The organism is Sodalis sp. RH15 (assembly GCF_047324255.1).
Classification (GTDB): Bacteria; Pseudomonadota; Gammaproteobacteria; order Enterobacterales; family Enterobacteriaceae; genus Acerihabitans; species Acerihabitans ligni.
Window position 1 is genome coordinate 3,729,326 of sequence record NZ_CP178738.1, and the last position, 16,383, is coordinate 3,745,708.

Annotated in this window: 18 protein-coding genes; 4 read left to right on the forward strand and 14 right to left on the reverse strand. The window is 56.4% G+C overall.

Features of this window, described 5'->3' with window-relative positions; translation table 11 throughout:
• Positions 1–4: 4 nt before the first annotated feature.
• The 4 genes from flgE to flgB all read right to left on the reverse strand — a co-directional run bounded on the left by flgE (position 5) and on the right by flgB (position 2,823).
• Positions 5–1,249, reverse strand: coding sequence for a flagellar hook protein FlgE (gene flgE / locus ACL2XO_RS17030; RefSeq protein WP_413724770.1), 1,245 nt, complete (start codon positions 1,247–1,249; stop codon positions 5–7).
• Positions 1,250–1,311: 62 nt separating this feature from the next.
• On the reverse strand, positions 1,312–1,989 hold the full coding sequence (gene flgD, locus ACL2XO_RS17035) for a flagellar hook assembly protein FlgD (RefSeq protein WP_413724771.1): 678 nt from the start codon (positions 1,987–1,989) through the stop codon (positions 1,312–1,314).
• 12 nt (positions 1,990–2,001) lie between these two features.
• Complete coding sequence (gene flgC / locus ACL2XO_RS17040; RefSeq protein WP_413724772.1) at positions 2,002–2,406, reverse strand: flagellar basal body rod protein FlgC; 405 nt, start codon at positions 2,404–2,406, stop codon at positions 2,002–2,004.
• A 3-nt stretch (positions 2,407–2,409) separates the two neighbouring features.
• Complete coding sequence (gene flgB / locus ACL2XO_RS17045) at positions 2,410–2,823, reverse strand: flagellar basal body rod protein FlgB (RefSeq protein ID WP_413724773.1); 414 nt, start codon at positions 2,821–2,823, stop codon at positions 2,410–2,412.
• Between the two features lie 269 nt (positions 2,824–3,092).
• Here flgB and flgA point away from each other — a divergent pair, with 269 nt between their 5' ends.
• The 3 genes from flgA to ACL2XO_RS17060 all read left to right on the forward strand — a co-directional run bounded on the left by flgA (position 3,093) and on the right by ACL2XO_RS17060 (position 4,691).
• Positions 3,093–3,797, forward strand: a complete 705-nt coding sequence (flgA, locus tag ACL2XO_RS17050; RefSeq protein ID WP_413724774.1) for a flagellar basal body P-ring formation chaperone FlgA — start codon at positions 3,093–3,095, stop codon at positions 3,795–3,797.
• A 135-nt stretch (positions 3,798–3,932) separates the two neighbouring features.
• A complete protein-coding gene (gene flgM / locus ACL2XO_RS17055; RefSeq protein WP_413724775.1) occupies positions 3,933–4,235 on the forward strand; it encodes a flagellar biosynthesis anti-sigma factor FlgM in 303 nt (100 codons plus the stop codon).
• A gap of 12 nt (positions 4,236–4,247) precedes the next feature.
• A complete protein-coding gene (locus tag ACL2XO_RS17060; RefSeq protein WP_413724776.1) occupies positions 4,248–4,691 on the forward strand; it encodes a flagella synthesis protein FlgN in 444 nt (147 codons plus the stop codon).
• Between the two features lie 53 nt (positions 4,692–4,744).
• On the opposite strand, the gene ACL2XO_RS17065 is transcribed toward ACL2XO_RS17060, so the two are convergent.
• Positions 4,745–5,077 carry a flagellar protein FlhE gene (locus ACL2XO_RS17065; RefSeq protein WP_413741108.1) on the reverse strand — a complete coding sequence of 111 codons (333 nt, stop codon included), beginning with the start codon at positions 5,075–5,077 and terminating at the stop codon, positions 4,745–4,747.
• Positions 5,078–5,192: 115 nt separating this feature from the next.
• Between ACL2XO_RS17065 and ACL2XO_RS17070 the strand changes: the two genes are divergently transcribed.
• The gene (locus ACL2XO_RS17070; protein WP_413741109.1) at positions 5,193–5,408 is read left to right on the forward strand and encodes a hypothetical protein; all 216 of its coding nucleotides are present in this window, start codon (positions 5,193–5,195) and stop codon (positions 5,406–5,408) included.
• Between the two features lie 245 nt (positions 5,409–5,653).
• On the opposite strand, the gene flhA is transcribed toward ACL2XO_RS17070, so the two are convergent.
• The 9 genes from flhA to cheW all read right to left on the reverse strand — a co-directional run bounded on the left by flhA (position 5,654) and on the right by cheW (position 16,227).
• Complete coding sequence (gene flhA / locus ACL2XO_RS17075; RefSeq protein WP_413724779.1) at positions 5,654–7,735, reverse strand: flagellar biosynthesis protein FlhA; 2,082 nt, start codon at positions 7,733–7,735, stop codon at positions 5,654–5,656.
• Between the two features lies 1 nt (position 7,736).
• Positions 7,737–8,879 (reverse strand): flagellar biosynthesis protein FlhB, encoded by a 1,143-nt coding sequence (gene flhB, locus ACL2XO_RS17080; RefSeq protein ID WP_413724780.1) that lies wholly within the window; start codon positions 8,877–8,879, stop codon positions 7,737–7,739.
• A 238-nt stretch (positions 8,880–9,117) separates the two neighbouring features.
• Complete coding sequence (cheZ, locus tag ACL2XO_RS17085; RefSeq protein ID WP_413724781.1) at positions 9,118–9,753, reverse strand: protein phosphatase CheZ; 636 nt, start codon at positions 9,751–9,753, stop codon at positions 9,118–9,120.
• 12 nt (positions 9,754–9,765) lie between these two features.
• The gene (gene cheY / locus ACL2XO_RS17090) at positions 9,766–10,155 is read right to left on the reverse strand and encodes a chemotaxis response regulator CheY (RefSeq protein WP_203521154.1); all 390 of its coding nucleotides are present in this window, start codon (positions 10,153–10,155) and stop codon (positions 9,766–9,768) included.
• A gap of 38 nt (positions 10,156–10,193) precedes the next feature.
• On the reverse strand, positions 10,194–11,240 hold the full coding sequence (locus ACL2XO_RS17095) for a protein-glutamate methylesterase/protein-glutamine glutaminase (protein WP_413724782.1): 1,047 nt from the start codon (positions 11,238–11,240) through the stop codon (positions 10,194–10,196).
• Positions 11,237–12,097, reverse strand: a complete 861-nt coding sequence (cheR, locus tag ACL2XO_RS17100; protein WP_203521152.1) for a protein-glutamate O-methyltransferase CheR — start codon at positions 12,095–12,097, stop codon at positions 11,237–11,239. Before cheR ends, ACL2XO_RS17095 begins: the two co-directional genes overlap by 4 nt.
• A 33-nt stretch (positions 12,098–12,130) precedes the next feature.
• Positions 12,131–13,750, reverse strand: coding sequence for a methyl-accepting chemotaxis protein (locus tag ACL2XO_RS17105; protein WP_413743078.1), 1,620 nt, complete (start codon positions 13,748–13,750; stop codon positions 12,131–12,133).
• A 41-nt stretch (positions 13,751–13,791) separates the two neighbouring features.
• Complete coding sequence (locus tag ACL2XO_RS17110; protein WP_203521150.1) at positions 13,792–15,486, reverse strand: methyl-accepting chemotaxis protein; 1,695 nt, start codon at positions 15,484–15,486, stop codon at positions 13,792–13,794.
• A 243-nt stretch (positions 15,487–15,729) separates the two neighbouring features.
• Entirely contained in the window at positions 15,730–16,227 is a 498-nt protein-coding gene (cheW, locus tag ACL2XO_RS17115; RefSeq protein WP_132921207.1) for a chemotaxis protein CheW, read from the reverse strand.
• Positions 16,228–16,383 lie beyond the last annotated feature (156 nt).

Sequence of the window (16,383 nt, forward strand, 5' to 3'; positions counted from 1 at the left end):
GCTATCAGCTCATGCTGACAAGGGTCTGCATGATGGTATCCTGCGCCTTGATGGTCTGCGCATTCGATTGGTAATCACGCTGCGCGACGATCAAATCCACCAGCTCGTTGCTGAGATTGACGTTGGAGCCTTCCAGCGCGCCGCTGGTCATGGTGCCGAAATTACCGGTGCCGGCGGTGCCGAGTACCGCCGGGCCCGACGCGGAGGTGGCGCTGTAGACGTTATTGCCGTCGGAAGTCAGGCCCTGCGGGTTGGCGAAGTTGGCCAGCACAATCTGACCCAGCAGTTGGGTCTGACCGTTTGAATAGGTGCCGGTAATGGTTCCGTCGTCGTTAATGGTATATTTAGTCAAATCACCGGCGGGGTAGCCGGTGGCATTCTGGGCGCTGACGCTGCTGGCGGAGTTGTATTGCTGTTGGCTCCCGGCAAAGTTAAGCGTGAAAGTGGAGGCTGCGGAACCGTCCAGACTGGCCATGCTAATGGTACTGATACCGCCATTAGCATCGCCGGCGGCATCGGTACAGTCAGCGGTGTCCAGCGTGCCGTTGGTATTAAATTTCAGGGTGCCGAGATCCTGTTGCGAGGCGGGGGAAACGCTGCCGTCCACGGCTTTAACATCCCAGGTATTGTCCGCGGTTTTGGTAAAATACAGGCTGATATTATGCGGATTGCCCAGGCTGTCATAGGTGGTCAACGGCTCGGAGAAACTGTATGTGGAGGAATCATTGGCGTCAAACGGAGTCGCGGTTGTGTCAATCGTGGTGGAGTCGGAATCCAGATCCAGCGCCATGGTGGCGGTGGTGGTGGCGGTAGCCGACATGCCGGTCAGAGGGATACTCAGATTCACCGGCGTGGCGCCCTGTTGAACGGTGGGGGGCGTGCCGCTGACGGGATACCCGGTCACGTTCATGCCGGTGCTGGTGAGCAGGTTGCGATTGTCATCCAATTGGAAATCACCGTCGCGGGTGTAATACACCGTGCCGCTGGAGTCCACCGCCCGGAAAAAGCCATTATTGGAAATGGCGACATTCAGCCCTTCACCGGTGGAATTCACCGAGCCGTCACTGAAATCCTGCGTCACTCCAGTGACCTGCACCCCTAACCCCACCTGGGAACCGGCGTAAATATCGGCAAACGAGACGGTGCCGGCCTTGAAACCGGTGGTTTCCGAGTTAGCGATATTGTTGCCGATCACATCAAGATTGCTGGAGGCGGCATTTAGCCCGCTGACACCTTGTGCAAAACCCATAAGACTCTCCTGTGGTAATAACGGCAGGCATGCCGCGACCGGGCACTTGTGCCGGTTACCGGTTAAATGATTTGGACGATTTTATCGAGGGTGACATTACCCGTCAGACCGAGATTCAATTCCGTTGCGCCGCTGCTGTCGGTGCTTACGCCATATACTTCCGCGTACTCCAGCGGCGTGGTTACCACCGTGCCGCCGCTGGAAGAGGTTGAGGTTGCCGACACGGTATAATTGCCCGCCGCCACTGCCGTGCCTGAATCGTCGGTACCGTCCCAGGTGTAGCTGTGCGCGCCCGCGCCTACCGCGCCAAGCTGTACCGTACGAACCGCTTTGCCGGTGGAGTCGCTGATGGTCACGGTGGTATTGGCTGAGGCGGAATCAAGCTCGATGCCGAAGGGCGTCGTGGAGCTGTCGCTGCCTACCTGAATGGACGTCCCGTCAATCATTACCCCGTGCCCCACCAGCGTATCGGCCTGCAGCGACTGGGAAGTATTGATTTGTCCGGAAATGGAACCCAGAGTGGTATTGAGGTTCTCAATACCATTCAAGGTGCTGATTTGCGCCAGCTGGCTGGTGAGCTGGGAATTGTCCATCGGGTTGGTGGGATCTTGGTTTTGCATTTGCGCCACCAACAAGGTCAAAAATTGATTTTGCAAATCCGCGCTGCTGTCACCGGTGCTGCTGGTATTCGTAACTTGCGTGTTGTCCACCGGGTCATTAAGACTGACTGAGACGCCCATTCGATCCTCCGGTTATTGGCCCAATGTCAGGGTTTTTTGCATTAAAGTTTTAGCGGTATTCAACACTTCGACGTTGGCCTGATAGCTGCGCGATGCCGACATGCTGTTGACCATTTCATCCACCACGTTCACATTCGGCATCCTGACATAGCCATTACCGTCGGCCAACGGATTGCCCGGTTCATAGATCAATTTGTCCGCCGCCGGTGATTCCACTACGCCGCTGACCTGTACGCCGCCAATCTCCTGTCCGGCGGGCGCCGCCACCTGAAAAACCACTTCCTTAGCTCGATAGGGTTGGCCATCCGGTCCGGTAACGCTGTCGGCATTGGCCAGGTTACTGGCGGCCACGTTCATACGCTGCGATTCGGCGGTCAAAGCCGAACCGGAAATATCGAAAATGGAGGTCATACTCATGGCTTATGAATCCTGTAGGACAGCGAGCATGTTTTTAATCTGGCCGCCCAATACCGTCAGGCTGGTTTGATATTGCAGGCTGTTGTCGGCAAAAGCGGTTCTTTCCCTGTCCATATCGACGGTATTGCCGTCAAGAGAAGGCTGATCCGGCACGCGATAAAGCAATTGACTGAAAGATTCGCCTGCGCCGGAGGCCTCAATGTGACGGGGAGAGGTGGTGGTTAAAGAGAGTCCGCTACCGCTGTCTCGGCCCTGTGTCAGGGCTTTTTTTAATTCGCTGGCGAAATCGATATCCCTCGCCTGATAACCAGGGGTATCTGCATTGGCAATATTGGCAGCCAGGATATCCTGACGCTGAACACGCAGGTTAAGGGCCTCCTGCTGGAATTGCAGGGCGGCATCGAGTTTATCAAGCATGGTATTTCCGCGAGACAGTGATAATTATTGGATGTCAGCTTAGACGCAACACCCTCTTACCTATCGTCGGAATAAGCATTAATTGCAGCGCTATTTTCGCCATTGGCCGGAAAAGGAATCAGTACACTATGATTGCCCGATCGCATTGACGCGCTATATGAGCGACGCGGCAACCTTCAGGCGAAATAACCGATCAGAGGCAAGACGTGAGCGTAATCAAACTATTTGATGCAGGTGTCAACAGTGACGGCTGGCAATTAATAAGTTCTATGACCCCGGCCAAAAACGGCCAAGCTCCGCGGCACCGACTTGCTTCCTTTCGCTGCCGGGAACTGACGGCGATTTGCCTGCTGCTGTTCTCGGCGATCAGTGCGGCGGATCCCTTAACCGATCAATTAACCACGTTTATGCAAAGGCAATTTGCCACTCCGCCGGTCTCTTTAGCGGTAGTGGTTAAAACTCCCGCCAGACAACGACCGGATTGCGAGGCGCCGCAGTTTTCACTGCCCTCCCGCAATCGTGTTTGGGGCAATATCAGTATCGCCGTGGTCTGCGGCACGCAAAAGCGTTATCTGCAGGCTGAGGTTGAAGTGACCGATCGTTACCTGGTGGCCGCACGGCCCATCTCCGGCAACGAGACCTTGTCGGCGGATGATATCGCCTGGCAAACCGGACGGTTGGATCTGCTCTCTTCGCTGCCGTTAACCGACAAGCTCTGGGCGACCGGCAGCGTCGCCGAAAGAGCCATCGGCAGCGGCCAGCCCCTCACCGCCGCCATGTTGCGGCGACCTTGGCTAATAAAGATGGGCCAGCCGGTACAGGTGTCGGCTCAGGGCGAGGGTTTTGCCATACGAAGCACCGGCAAGGCGATGAATAACGCGGCGGTTAACGATGCCTTGCAAGTACGCATGGATTCCGGCCAGGTAGTCAACGGCCGGCTGATGCCCGACGGCAGCGTCCGGATGGGCTTATGAACACGCATTGTTATGAATAAATGCTATATTTATTATTCTCTGGTAACGCTATAAAACATTAAAGTTTCCCTTACTAAGACCGATAACTCTAAGCAATCCAACAGTATTACAAAACATGGCAATAAGCGAGGCTGTATGAGTATTGATAGTACCCGTCCAATCACCCCGCTGACCCCGATACAGGGTTCAGAAATAGGTACTCTCCAGCCGCAAAAAAACAAAGCGACCGGCAGTACGGGGGCCACCGGCGAAGAGACCCAGGTTAATCTCAGCGACGCCCAAAGCAGCTTGCGCCAGTCAAGCAGCCTGGATATTGATAGCGCAAAGGTAGAAAGCCTAAAACAATCCATCCGCAACGGCGAGTTAAAAGTGGATACAGGTAAAATAGCCGATGCGCTCATCAGCCAAACACAAGAGATGCTGAATGACCCGGAATAAATAAGCAAACCCATGAACGAATTGGAAAAACTTTGCAGCCGAATGCTAGGCATCCTGCAACAGCTGGAATTGATTTTGATAGAAGAACAGCGTTTGCTTAGCGCCGGTCAGGTGAATTCTGCCCTATTGCATCGCGTGACGGAAAATAAAAACGAGCAGTTGGCGACCCTGCAATATGCGGACGGGCTGCGGAAACAGGCGGCGCAATCCTTGGGCGCAGGCGCTCCACCCTACAGCAGCTATCCGGAATTGCATCAGTTATGGCAGACCATTACCCAATTGACCGCAAGTTTACATCGCAGCAATACACGTAACGGTATGTTGTTGAATCAGCATATGCAACAAAACCGGCAAATCATGGCGGTACTGGAAGAATATCAATCCCGGCAGCGCCTTTACGGACCGGACGGACAAGCCCAGGGCGGCTATATTCTCGGCCGCAAGTTCAGCGTGTAGACCCACCTGTTATTGAGTGCATACCGCTTGTTGCGTAGCGTTTAACGCATGCTTTAGCGTATCGTCCCGGTGCGGTAATTCACCTGTATCTGGTAGGATTTCAGCATTACCGGCGGGACGATAGCCCCGCCGCCCGCCATATTGAGCTCCAGCACCAGCGGATTATCCGCCGGTATACCGGCCAGGGCATCGCTTCGTCCGGCCAGCCCATCCAGCGGCAAGCATTTACCCGGCATGCAAATCATCATGGACACTCCCGGCGGCAACGCGCCGTCCGTGGTAATCCGCCAATACACCGACGTCACCTGCGCGGCGGCGGGCAGATGGCTTAGCGGACGCATCGGCGGACTGCTTTTAACATACCCGCGCTGGCTCAATATCAACATATGCCCTTCTGCGGACCACCCCCCGTCAGCGCTGCGCTCTATTGACATGATGCCTTTTGCCCATGAGATCGGATGTCGCTTGGGGGCAACGGCGGCGCCTGTCGGGGGCGAAGAGGTGGTTAATGTCGAATCCAACGTTGATGTTGAGGTCAAGGCGGGGGGCAGGCCTGCTTTGGCGGACCCGGCGGCGGATAAGATTGGATGTGATTTAGCGGCCAGGGCGGAGGACAAGGTCGATTTTGCGGTTCCGGATAAAGGTGATTTTGCGGCCAGTGTGTTTGTGCTGCTGCCGTTACTCACCAGCGCCTTGATACCCGGCGGCAGTTGCTGATTCGTCTCCTGCGCCGCGACTCGCTGCGGCAAGAGGAACAAAATCGAGTAAAATAAAAAAAGCAGATGCCTTGAATGATGGCATGGCGTTTTATTAAGTTTCATCCCGGTACCCCGGTCCGGCGTCCGGACCGGGCCTTAGTGAAGCCCTGTTGCGGCAACGATCGCCTGCCGTATGCTTTCGCCCGGCAAAGGCCGTGCGGTTCCGGCGTTCGCGGATGCGGTATGCGCACCATTGCCGATCCGTCACTTGCTTCCCCCCAGCATGGAGGTCATGCGGATCTGTCGTTGGTCGCTCACTTCCAGATTGGACAGTACCGCCAGCTGCGGCAGCGTGCGGCGCAGAAAACGGGCCAACAGCGGACGCAGGCTGTGATTAACCAATAATACCGGCGGCGCGTTGAGGCTTTCCTGTTTTTGCAGCGCCTCTCTGGCCTGGGCCAATACCCGATCCGCCATGCCGGGCTCCAGACCGCCGCCATTTTGCAGTGCCTGCAATAACACCCGTTCCAGCGCCAGATCCAAACCGATAACCTGTATTTCGCTCTCCCCTGGGAACCAGCGCTGGGTTATGGCCCGACCCAGGGCAACCCGCACTACCACGGTTAATTCAGCCGGGTCTTTTTGAATCGGCGCATGTTCCACCAGGGTTTCGATAATGGTGCGCATATCGCGGATCGGCACATTCTCCGCCAGCAAATTCTGCAGTACCTTGTGGAAGATGGTCAGCGTCAACACGCCGGGGATAAAATCTTCCGTCAGCTTGGGCATATCCTTGGTTACCCGATCCAGTAACTGCTGGGTCTCTTGCCGTCCCAACAGTTCGCTGGCATGTAAATTGATCAGGTGATTAAGATGGGTGGCCACCACGGTGCTGGCTTCCACCACGGTATAGCCTTGGGTCTGCGCCAATTCTTTCAGGGCGCTGTCAATCCAGACCGCCGGCAGACCAAAGGCCGGGTCCTGGGTTTTATCCCCCGCCAGCTCTCCTACCGCGCTGCCCGGATTAATCGCCATCCAGCGCCCGGGATAGGCTTCCCCATGTCCCATCTCAACGCCTTTGAGCAGGATCCGGTAGCTGGCGGGTTGTAACTCCAGATTATCGCGGATATGCACCACCGGCGGCAGATAGCCGGTCTCCTGGGCGAATTTTTTCCGGATACTGCGAATACGGGCCAATAATTCGCCATTTTGCTGAAAATCCACCATAGGGATTAATCGGTACCCCACCTCCATGCCAAGCGGGTCCTCCAATTGGACATCATTCCAACTGGCCTCCTTGGCCTGGGCGTCGTCGCGCTTGGCGGGAAGGGCCCCGGCCGCCGGCTCGGTGGTGATTTTACCCCGCAACCACCAGGCCAGACCCAGCAACATGGCGGTGAACAGCAAAAACACCATGTTCGGCATGCCGGGCACCAGGCCCAGCAATCCCAGAACGCCGGCACACAACACCATGACTTTCGGGTTGTTGAACAATTGGCCGACCATCTGCTGGCCGACATCTTCGTTGGTGCCCACCCGGGTAACAATGACCCCGGCGGCGGTGGAAATCACCAGCGCCGGGATTTGCGCCACCAGTCCGTCGCCAATGGTCAGCAAAGTATAGCTCGAGGCGGCGTCGCCCAAGGCCATGCCGTGCTGAATCATCCCCACCAGCAAACCGCCTATTAGGTTGATCACCATGATCAACAAGCCGGCGATGGCGTCGCCGCGGACAAATTTACTGGCGCCATCCATTGAACCGTAAAAGTCCGCTTCCTGCGCCACCTCGCTGCGTCGGTTTTTTGCCTCGGCCTCGGCGATAAGTCCGGCATTAAGATCGGCATCAATGGCCATTTGCTTGCCCGGCATACCGTCGAGGACAAATCGCGCTCCAACCTCCGCGATCCGCCCCGCCCCCTTGGTGATAACCATAAAGTTAATCACCACCAGGATAATGAATACCACGATACCGATGGCGAAATTACCGCCCACCAAAAAATGGCCGAATGCCTCAATCACCCGTCCTGCCGCCGCGGTACCCGTATGACCATGCAGCAAAATGATACGGGTAGAGGCGATATTCAAAGACAGGCGCAATAAGGTGGAAAACAGCAATATGGTGGGGAACGCGGCGAACTCCAGCGTACGTTTGGTGAACATCGCCACCAGCAGCACCAAAATCGACAGGGCAATATTAAAGGTGAACAACAGGTCCAGGACGAAGGGCGGCAAAGGCAGCACCATCATCGACAAGATCATCAAGATCAATACCGGACCTGCCAATATTTGCCATTGGATGGATTTGATGTCGCCGGGCAATCGTAATAACGCTATCAGGTAAGCCATGTCACTCTTTCTCGTGAGCAAAATCCAGTGCCGCCGGCACCGGTAAATGTGTCGGTGATTTTGGAATCAATCCGCCTTCTCGGCGCCAGCGTTTCACCTGGTAAACCCAGGCCAGCACTTCAGCCACGGCGGCATAGAGCGTGGTCGGGATCGATTGGCCGATATCGCAGTGCCGATAGAGCGCTCGGGCCAGCGGCGGAGCTTCCAGCGTCGGAATACGGTAATTTTCCCCTAATTCGCGAATGCGCAAGGCAATTTCTCCCGCCCCTTTGGCAATGACCTTCGGCGCGCTCATTTTACCGTCTTCATAACGCAGCGCCACGGCATAGTGGGTGGGGTTGGTGACGATAACATCCGCCTTCGGCACATCGCTCATCATGCGCCTGCGAGACAAGGCGCGCTGTTGCTGGCGAATGCGCTGCTTGACATGGGGATCGCCTTCTTGTTCCTTGAACTCGTCCCGAATGTCCTGACGGCTCATGCGCAGCTTTTTGTTATGGCTCCATATTTGCCAAAACACGTCAAATGCCACGATTGGGGTAAGGGACAAGATAATCATCAGCAGGCAAACGGCGATAAGCTTCAGCGCATCGCCCATGGCCGTTACCGGCGGTTCCATCACCAGATGCAGCATGCGCGGCCAGTGATACCAGAGATAGTATCCGGTCACCCACCCCACCAGCAGTGATTTTAAGACGGCTTTGAACAATTCAGAGAGGGACTGGGAGGAGACGAGGCGTTTGAGTCCCGGCAGCGGATTGAGCTTGGCCAGATCGAATTTAATCGATCCGGGGTTAAACATAATGCCGCCCAGCAACGTCGGCGCAGCCAAGGCCATAATCACCAGGCCGATAAACACCGGCAGCAGCGCCCATAGCGTCTGCTTGAGCAGCGAGACGACCTGGAACAGAATATTGCGATCGTCACTGATAATACCGTGGTCAAAACGCATTCCCTGCGCGATCATCGCCGCCAGCTGGCGGGCCAATGATTCGCCACCCATCCACAGTATGGCCAGCCCGGCCAGCAGCATCAGCACCGAGGTCAATTCACGGGATCGGGGAATCTGCCCCTCTTCGCGGGCCTTCTCCAATCGGTGGGCGGTGGGCGCCTCGCTTTTTTCCAGATCGCTGTCGTCCGCCATCAATTGTCCCGGTCAACCCTTGGCATGCAAATTCGCTGTATAGCATGACAAAAACGCCCCGATCTTATGGCGTGAACAACGGGCTAAAGGGGGGGCTATTTAACGGATAGCCGCGCCTGGACAGCGCGGTAAGCCCGCTATCGCCTAACGTACGACAAACCTGTTAAATGGAAATCGTGCTGATGGGGTCGAATCGGGCGTGGTTTTCCCGCCCGACCGAGACGCTCGTCAGAACCTGTCAGAAACCGAGGCTGTCAAGCAGGTCGTCCACCTGATCCTGATTGGCCACCACTCCGTCGACGCTGTGATCGAGCTGCGGACCGTTAAGCAAACCGTCGCTGGCGCGTTTGGCCTGAACCGGCTCAGGCATATTCTCCAACAGCACCATCAGCAGCTGCTTTTCGATTTCCTGGATCACATCCATCATGCGCTTGATCACCTGGCCGGTGAGATCCTGAAAATCCTGCGCCATCATGATTTCCAGCAATTGCTTATGGGTAAAAGCGGTATGGTCAGGCACTTCTTTCAGATAACGGCGGGTATCGGTCACCAGTTCACGGGCATCCGCCAGTTCAATAGGATTTTCAAACCAATCGTCCCACCGCGTGGTCAGGGTCCTGGCGCCCTTTTCCATTTCAGTCTGCCGGGGCTGGGCCGCCTCGACGCTGTTAAGCGCCCGTTCAGCCGCCTGAGCGGTCATCTGCACTACATAATCCAGCCGGTCACGGGCATCGGGAATGGCTTCAGCAGCCTGGGCAATAGCCTGATCCAGACCTAATTCCTTCAGACTATCCCGCAACATGCGGGTCAATTGCCCGATGCGGGCAATAAGATCCGTGGCGCTGGCGTTCGGCATGGCTGGTGTATTATTCATACTCTCTCCTGATTACATCCCCAACTTTTCGAATATTTTATTCAGCTTCTCTTCAAGCGTGGCCGCGGTAAAGGGCTTCACCACATAACCGCTGGCCCCCGCCTGGGCGGCGGCGATGATATTCTCTTTTTTGGCTTCCGCGGTGACCATGAGCACCGGCAGCGAAGCCAGGGCTCCGTCCTGGCGGATACTTTTCAGCAATGTCAGACCGTCCATATTCGGCATATTCCAGTCGGAAATGACAAAATCGATGTTGCCGGCGCGCAGCTTGGTGAGGGCATCAATGCCATCCTCAGCTTCGTCCACGTTAATGAAGCCCAGTTCTTTCAGCAGGTTACGAACGATGCGACGCATTGTCGAAAAGTCGTCCACCACCAGAAACCTGAGTTCTTTATCAGCCATACCTACTCCTGTTATCAATATTGCCCGCTATCGGGTCGCTAAATACGTAATGCCTGGCCGGCGCTTATCTGGGTCATCATCCGTTGGCTCATTTGATGTAACGGCACGACTTCGTTACTGCCCCCCATGGCGATAGCCTCCCGGGGCATGCCGAATACCACGCAGCTGGCTTCATCCTGCGCCAGGGTATAGGCGCCGGCATTGCGCATGGCCAGCAGCCCGGCCGCGCCGTCGTTGCCCATGCCGGTCAGGATGACGCCGACGGCATTACGACCGGCATATTGCGCCACCGACTTGAACAGCACATCCACCGACGGGCGATGCCGGTTTACCGGCGGGCCGTCGTGCAGTCGGATCTGGTAATTGGCGCCGCTGCGCGCCAGCTCCATATGCCGCGCGCCGGGGGCGATATAGGCATGTCCCGGTAATATACGTTCCCCGTCTTCCGCTTCTTTTACCGTGATTTGGCACAGCTTATTCAAGCGTTCGGCGAAGGATCGGGTAAATCCGGGGGGCATATGCTGGGTGATGAGCAGCGCCGGACTGGTGGCGGGCAGCGGTTCAAGCACATGCCTGATGGCCTCCGTACCGCCGGTGGACGCGCCGATGGCGATCAATTTTTCACTGCTCAGCAGCGGAACGTTCAGCACCGCCGGCGCGCTGCCCCCCTGCCGTTTGGGCAAACGGGCGCGGGCGGCGGTGCGGATTTTTTCGGCAATGGATTCGCTGTAGGCCAACATGCCGTCACGCAGGCCGCTTTGCGGTTTGGTGACAAAATCTATCGCGCCCAGCTCCAGCGCCCGCAGGGTAATTTCCGATCCGCGGCCGGTGAGGGATGACACCATCACCACCGGCATCGGCCGCAGGCGCATCAGCTTTTCCAAAAAATCCAACCCGTCCATGCGCGGCATTTCCACATCCAGCGTTAATACCGCCGGATTGAGTTTTTTAATCAGTTCCCGCGCCACCAGGGGATCAGGGGCGGTTGCCACTACTTCCATATCGGGAAAACCATTAATGATTTCAGTCATTAATTGACGCATCAATGCGGAATCATCAACACACAGCACCCTGATTTTATTCATCTTCTTTCCTTAGTCAGCTGATAGACCGTCTGTCCGCGCAGCTTGAAGTCATCACTGATCTGGCTGAAATTTTCCGAATGGCCGGCAAACAGCAGGCCACCGGGTTTCAGCAGCGGCGCAAAACGGCGCAGGATCCGCTCCTGGGTCACTTTATCGAAGTAGATCATCACATTACGACAAAAAATAGCGTCAAAAGGACCCGGCAGGGCCCAGTCCGAGGCCAGGAGATTCAGGTACTGAAAACGCACCAGCGCGCTCACTTCCGGACGAACCCGCGCCAGACCGTCATGGGGACCCGTACCACGCAGGAAAAACCGTTGCCGGTGCGCGGTACTGAGCCCCCGCAGCTCCTCATGGCGATAAACCCCGGCCCGGGCCTTCTCCAACACCTGGGTATTGATATCGCTGCCGATGACCTGCACCTGGCTCAGGGAACCCGGCAGCGTTTCCAACAGCGTCATGGCAATGGAGTAAGGCTCCTCGCCGGTGGAGGCCGCGGTACTCCAGACGCTGTAGGCCCCCGGCCGCTCCTTGGCGTGGCGCGCCAGGATCGGGAAATGGTGCAGCTCGCGAAAAAAAGCGGTCAGGTTGGTGGTCAAGGCGTTAATGAACACCTCCCACTCTTCACCGTTGGCGTCAGCTTCCAGACGCGCCAGATAGGTGCCGAAATCGGACATCCCAAGGGTGCGCAACCGCCGCACCAGGCGGTTGTAAACCATCTCCCGCTTGTGGCTGGCCAAGACAAGGCCGGCCCGCTGATATATCAACTGGCAGATGCGCTGGAAATGCGCATCGGATAAGGGCACAGGAAGTGCCAAATTTGACCATGGTGCGGCATTTTCAGCCTGATTAGGCATACGCTTTCTCATTGAGCCATGCTTGCGCCGGGCTTAGGTTGATTGCCCGATGGGACGGGAAATGAGATCCACTGCCTGCTGCTCGCCGGCGTCTTCCTGCTGGTCATGATGCTGCAGTCTGAAAACGCGTACCGCCTGCATCAGGGATTCCGCCTGCGACTCCAGAGCCCCGGCGGCGGCGGCGGATTGTTCCACCAGCGACGCGTTTTGCTGGGTAGCGGCGTCCATCTGATTCACGGCGGCGGCCACCTGGTCGATACCGCGGCTCTGCTCATCCGAGGCCGAGGCGATTTCAGCCATAATATCGGTGACGCGGCTTACCGAGCGGACAATCTCGTCCATGGTATTGCCGGCGGAGGCCACCAGTTCGGACCCCTGCTGCACCCGTGACGCGGATTCGTCAATCAATCCCTTGATTTCCTTGGCCGCCTGGGCGCTGCGCTGCGCCAGACTGCGTACTTCTCCCGCCACTACCGCGAATCCCCGGCCCTGCTCGCCGGCCCGCGCCGCTTCTACCGCCGCGTTCAGCGCCAGGATATTGGTTTGGAAGGCGATACCGTCGATAACGCTGGTAATATCGCTGATTTTACGTGAACTGGTGGCTATGTCCGCCATGCGCTGCACCACGTTGCCGGTAAGCTCGCCACCCTTATGGGCGGTGGCGGAAGCATCCCGGGCCAATTGCGTGGCCTGACGGGCGTTTTCGGCGTTTTGTTTCACGGTGGAAGTCAGCTCCTCCATGCTGGTGGCCGTCTCTTCCAGCGATGCCGCCTGCTGTTCGGTACGAGATGATAAATCGTTATTACCGCTGGCTATCTCCTGAATACCGCTCAGCATGGAATCGGTTCCCTCGCGTACGGCATATACCGTTTTCGCCAGTTCGTCGCGCATGGCTTCCAACTGGTGAAACAGCCGGCTGATTTCATTACGTCCGCTCGCGACGATGGGATTGCCCAGATCGCCGCCGGCGATGGCGTTAAAATGCCCGCTCATCACCGCCAGCGGGCGCAGCAGCATATTTTTCAGCCATACCAGGGACAGCAGGATAAGGACAAGGGTAACCCCGGTAACCCCGACAAGTATCCAGCCGGACAGCCGGTAGGCATGGAGATTGTCGTCACCGGAATCGGCAATGATACCGGAGAGATAATTCATGTTGGCAGTATACTGCTGCTCAAAAGCGTCCTGGAATTGTTGGGTCGGCTGCGCCATAAAGGCCTGGACGTTACCGTTATCCAGCATGCCCACCGCATCATTTAGCGCGCCGATCAATTCATTGAAACGTTTGGCGGTCTGGGCGCGCAGCGCTCGTTCCGTATCGTTGCTTACCGGCGAATCGTTAAATTCCTTATACACCGTTTGTGAATGGGCAAGGGTCCGTTTAGCCTCGTCCATAATCGGCGTAATCTGCTCCAACGGCGTATAGGACGCAAAGCGGGTGGCGGCCCGGTTGAGGGAATTACGGGTCTGCAGTATTTCCGTCCAGCTCAGACTCAGGGAATTCCGTTTCAGGTTGTCCGTCTCAACGCGAGTGAAATTTTCGTTGCTGTGCCTGAATGCTTCAAAGGAGAGTCCGCTGCTTAACAATTGCATTAAACCAAAGATCAAGACAATCATGATCAGGCTGGTGGAAATCCGAATACGCGTTAACATCATTAACCTCTTGCTGGTTTTTCAACTAATACAATGCGTAATTAAAAGGTTTCCCAATTTTCCTGAGACGTTGCTTCAAGCGTTTTTATCGGCGTCCGGGCCGGGGTTTTGGCCGGACCGGCGGGGGGAACGGGGCGAGGGGCGTCTGCTTGCGCGTTCCCTTCCGCCGGGGCCGTGTTATCAGCCAGGCTGAAGACGGAAACCGCCTGGGTCAATAGCCCGGCCTGGGTTTCCAGTACCGCGGCGGCGTCGGCGGACTGCTGCACCAGGGCAGCGTTTTGCTGGGTGGCGCGATCCATTTCAGCCACCGCTTCCCCCACCTGATCGATGCCACGGCTCTGCTCATCTGAAGCAGAAGCAATTTCCCCCATGATGTCGGTTACGCGGGTCACCGAGTTAACGATTTCCGACATGGTTTCACCCGCGCTTTCCACCAATGTCGACCCCACATCCACCCGATTCACCGAGTCGTCGATAAGCCCCTTGATTTCCTTCGCGGCCTGGGCGCTGCGCTGCGCCAGACTGCGGACTTCACCGGCCACCACCGCAAATCCCCGGCCCTGTTCACCGGCCCTTGCCGCTTCCACCGCTGCATTGAGCGCCAGGATATTGGTCTGGAAGGCAATACCGTCGATCACGCCGGTGATATCGGCGATTTTCTGCGAGCTGCCGGCAATTTCATGCATGGTCTTCACCACGTTATCCACCACCTTGCCGCCCTTTTGCGCGGTTTCGGAAGCGTTTAACGCCAGCTGTTTAGCCTGGCGCGCATTCTCGGCGTTCTGTTTTACCGTAGCGGTAAGCTGTTCCATGCTTGCGGCGGTTTGCTCGAGTGCGGAAGCCTGCTGTTCGGTGCGGGAGGAAAGGGAGTTATTGCCGGCGACAATGCCGGTGGCGCCGCTGTAAATGGTGTTGGCGCTCAGGCGCACGGATTGTACCGTGCCGGCCAGCGATTGCTGCATATCCCGCAGGCTTTCCGCCAGTTTTCCCATCTCGTTACGGCTTTGCACTTCCAGCTCATGGGTTAAATCCCCATCGGCGATACCGCGGATATGCTTAATGAGATAATTCAGCGGATGCAGCAGAAGGCGGCGGATACCCAACCAAACCAGCAGGGAGATCAAAACCACCAAAACCAATACTCCCGCCAAAACGCTGATGGACTGGGTATAAGCCTGGTTGCTGCTGTCCACCGCATCGTTGTACAGCTGGATATTACCCGCCAGAAACCGGTTATAATAATCCTCGAATTTATTTTGCAGATCCTGCGTACTCTGGGCATTAAATGCATTGATATCGCCGCCGCTCAGGCTGGTATTCAGCGCCGCCAGCGCGGTATGCAGCAGGTCATATTGCTGCTTAAGCGACTTGAGCGTGCCTTCATCCTGCCCGGCAACCGGGGGCATAGCCGCAAAAGCGGCGAAGGTCTGTTCAGAGCGGGTCAGGGTTCCCTGGGCTTCCGTCAAGAGTTCGGTCACCGTCGGGCCGCTGCCCATCTTGTTGGCATCCAGCAGAAAACGTATGCCCGCGCGGTTCAAGGTATTGCGGGTTTGTATCAGCGCCACCCAGCTTGCGCTGAGGGAGGTTTGCTGCTTACGGATATTCTGATAGATATCAAAATACTGTTGATCTTTATTTAGCGAGCGATAAAACACGCCTCCCGATGAGATTTGCAATAAACCAAAAATGATCAATATAAGAACTAAGCCGGTAACAACTTTTATTCGGTTAAACATGCCTGAAGTCCCACTACACCTGGTGTTATTTTTATCGGCAGGGGGCAGGCAAACTTTATCGCTAATTGCATATCCCCGTCATCTTTCACGCTGCAGCGGTGTTGGCTGCGCCCGCGCACCCCAGTCACTTAGTTATCTAAGCTCCTGGGGTGAGCGAGTTTGCCGCCTTGCTGCAGCGTGAAAGCTATAGGGTATATAAGCGCGCATAGGTGGATTCAGCCGATTCCGCCGGCGGGCAAACACTCAATGAGCGGCGGCGGTATCCACCAGCGCCATTTCCTCGCTGTTCAATAAACGTTCGATATCCACCAGAATCAGCATCCGTTCCCCCAGCGAGCCGAGACCGGTGAGATACTCGGTGGCCAGAGTAACGGCAAATTCCGGCGCCGGACGAATCTGATCGGCAGTGAGGGAGAGCACGTCCGAGACGCCGTCCACGACGATTCCCACTACCCGTTGGTTCAGGTTCAGTACAATAACTACCGTGTTGTCGTTATACAAAACGTCTGTTTGCGCGAATTTAATCCGCAAATCGAGAATCGGCACGATAACGCCGCGCAGATTGGTGACGCCTTTGATAAAGGCCGGCGTATTGGCGATACGCGTAACCTGATCGTAACCCCGGATCTCCTGGACCTTAAGTATATCTATGCCATATTCTTCATCGCCCAGGGTAAAGATCAGGAATTCCTGCCCTACGGTTTCCCCCGTCAGCGCGGTGACGTTTGCGAGTCCTGCCATGGTTTTCACCTTTTAATCAGTCGGCTATTCCCGTCATGCTTCAAGTTGCAGGTACGTTGGCTTTTCTCGCTCACCCCAGTCACTTACTTGAGTAAGCTCCCGGGGATTCGCTGCGTCGCCGCCTTCCTGCAACTCGAATTATTTAGGGTATAAATT

Coding starts and splice junctions, on each gene's coding strand:
- flgE (WP_413724770.1), bottom strand. CDS start 1,249: ATGGGTTTTGCACAAGGTGTCAGCGGGCTAAATGCCGCCTCCAGCAAT.
- flgD (WP_413724771.1), bottom strand. CDS start 1,989: ATGGGCGTCTCAGTCAGTCTTAATGACCCGGTGGACAACACGCAAGTT.
- flgC (WP_413724772.1), bottom strand. CDS start 2,406: ATGAGTATGACCTCCATTTTCGATATTTCCGGTTCGGCTTTGACCGCC.
- flgB (WP_413724773.1), bottom strand. CDS start 2,823: ATGCTTGATAAACTCGATGCCGCCCTGCAATTCCAGCAGGAGGCCCTT.
- flgA (WP_413724774.1), top strand. CDS start 3,093: ATGACCCCGGCCAAAAACGGCCAAGCTCCGCGGCACCGACTTGCTTCC.
- flgM (WP_413724775.1), top strand. CDS start 3,933: ATGAGTATTGATAGTACCCGTCCAATCACCCCGCTGACCCCGATACAG.
- ACL2XO_RS17060 (WP_413724776.1), top strand. CDS start 4,248: ATGAACGAATTGGAAAAACTTTGCAGCCGAATGCTAGGCATCCTGCAA.
- ACL2XO_RS17065 (WP_413741108.1), bottom strand. CDS start 5,077: ATGTTGATATTGAGCCAGCGCGGGTATGTTAAAAGCAGTCCGCCGATG.
- flhA (WP_413724779.1), bottom strand. CDS start 7,735: ATGGCTTACCTGATAGCGTTATTACGATTGCCCGGCGACATCAAATCC.
- flhB (WP_413724780.1), bottom strand. CDS start 8,879: ATGGCGGACGACAGCGATCTGGAAAAAAGCGAGGCGCCCACCGCCCAC.
- cheZ (WP_413724781.1), bottom strand. CDS start 9,753: ATGAATAATACACCAGCCATGCCGAACGCCAGCGCCACGGATCTTATT.
- cheY (WP_203521154.1), bottom strand. CDS start 10,155: ATGGCTGATAAAGAACTCAGGTTTCTGGTGGTGGACGACTTTTCGACA.
- ACL2XO_RS17095 (WP_413724782.1), bottom strand. CDS start 11,240: ATGAATAAAATCAGGGTGCTGTGTGTTGATGATTCCGCATTGATGCGT.
- cheR (WP_203521152.1), bottom strand. CDS start 12,097: ATGCCTAATCAGGCTGAAAATGCCGCACCATGGTCAAATTTGGCACTT.
- ACL2XO_RS17105 (WP_413743078.1), bottom strand. CDS start 13,750: ATGTTAACGCGTATTCGGATTTCCACCAGCCTGATCATGATTGTCTTG.
- ACL2XO_RS17110 (WP_203521150.1), bottom strand. CDS start 15,486: ATGTTTAACCGAATAAAAGTTGTTACCGGCTTAGTTCTTATATTGATC.
- cheW (WP_132921207.1), bottom strand. CDS start 16,227: ATGGCAGGACTCGCAAACGTCACCGCGCTGACGGGGGAAACCGTAGGG.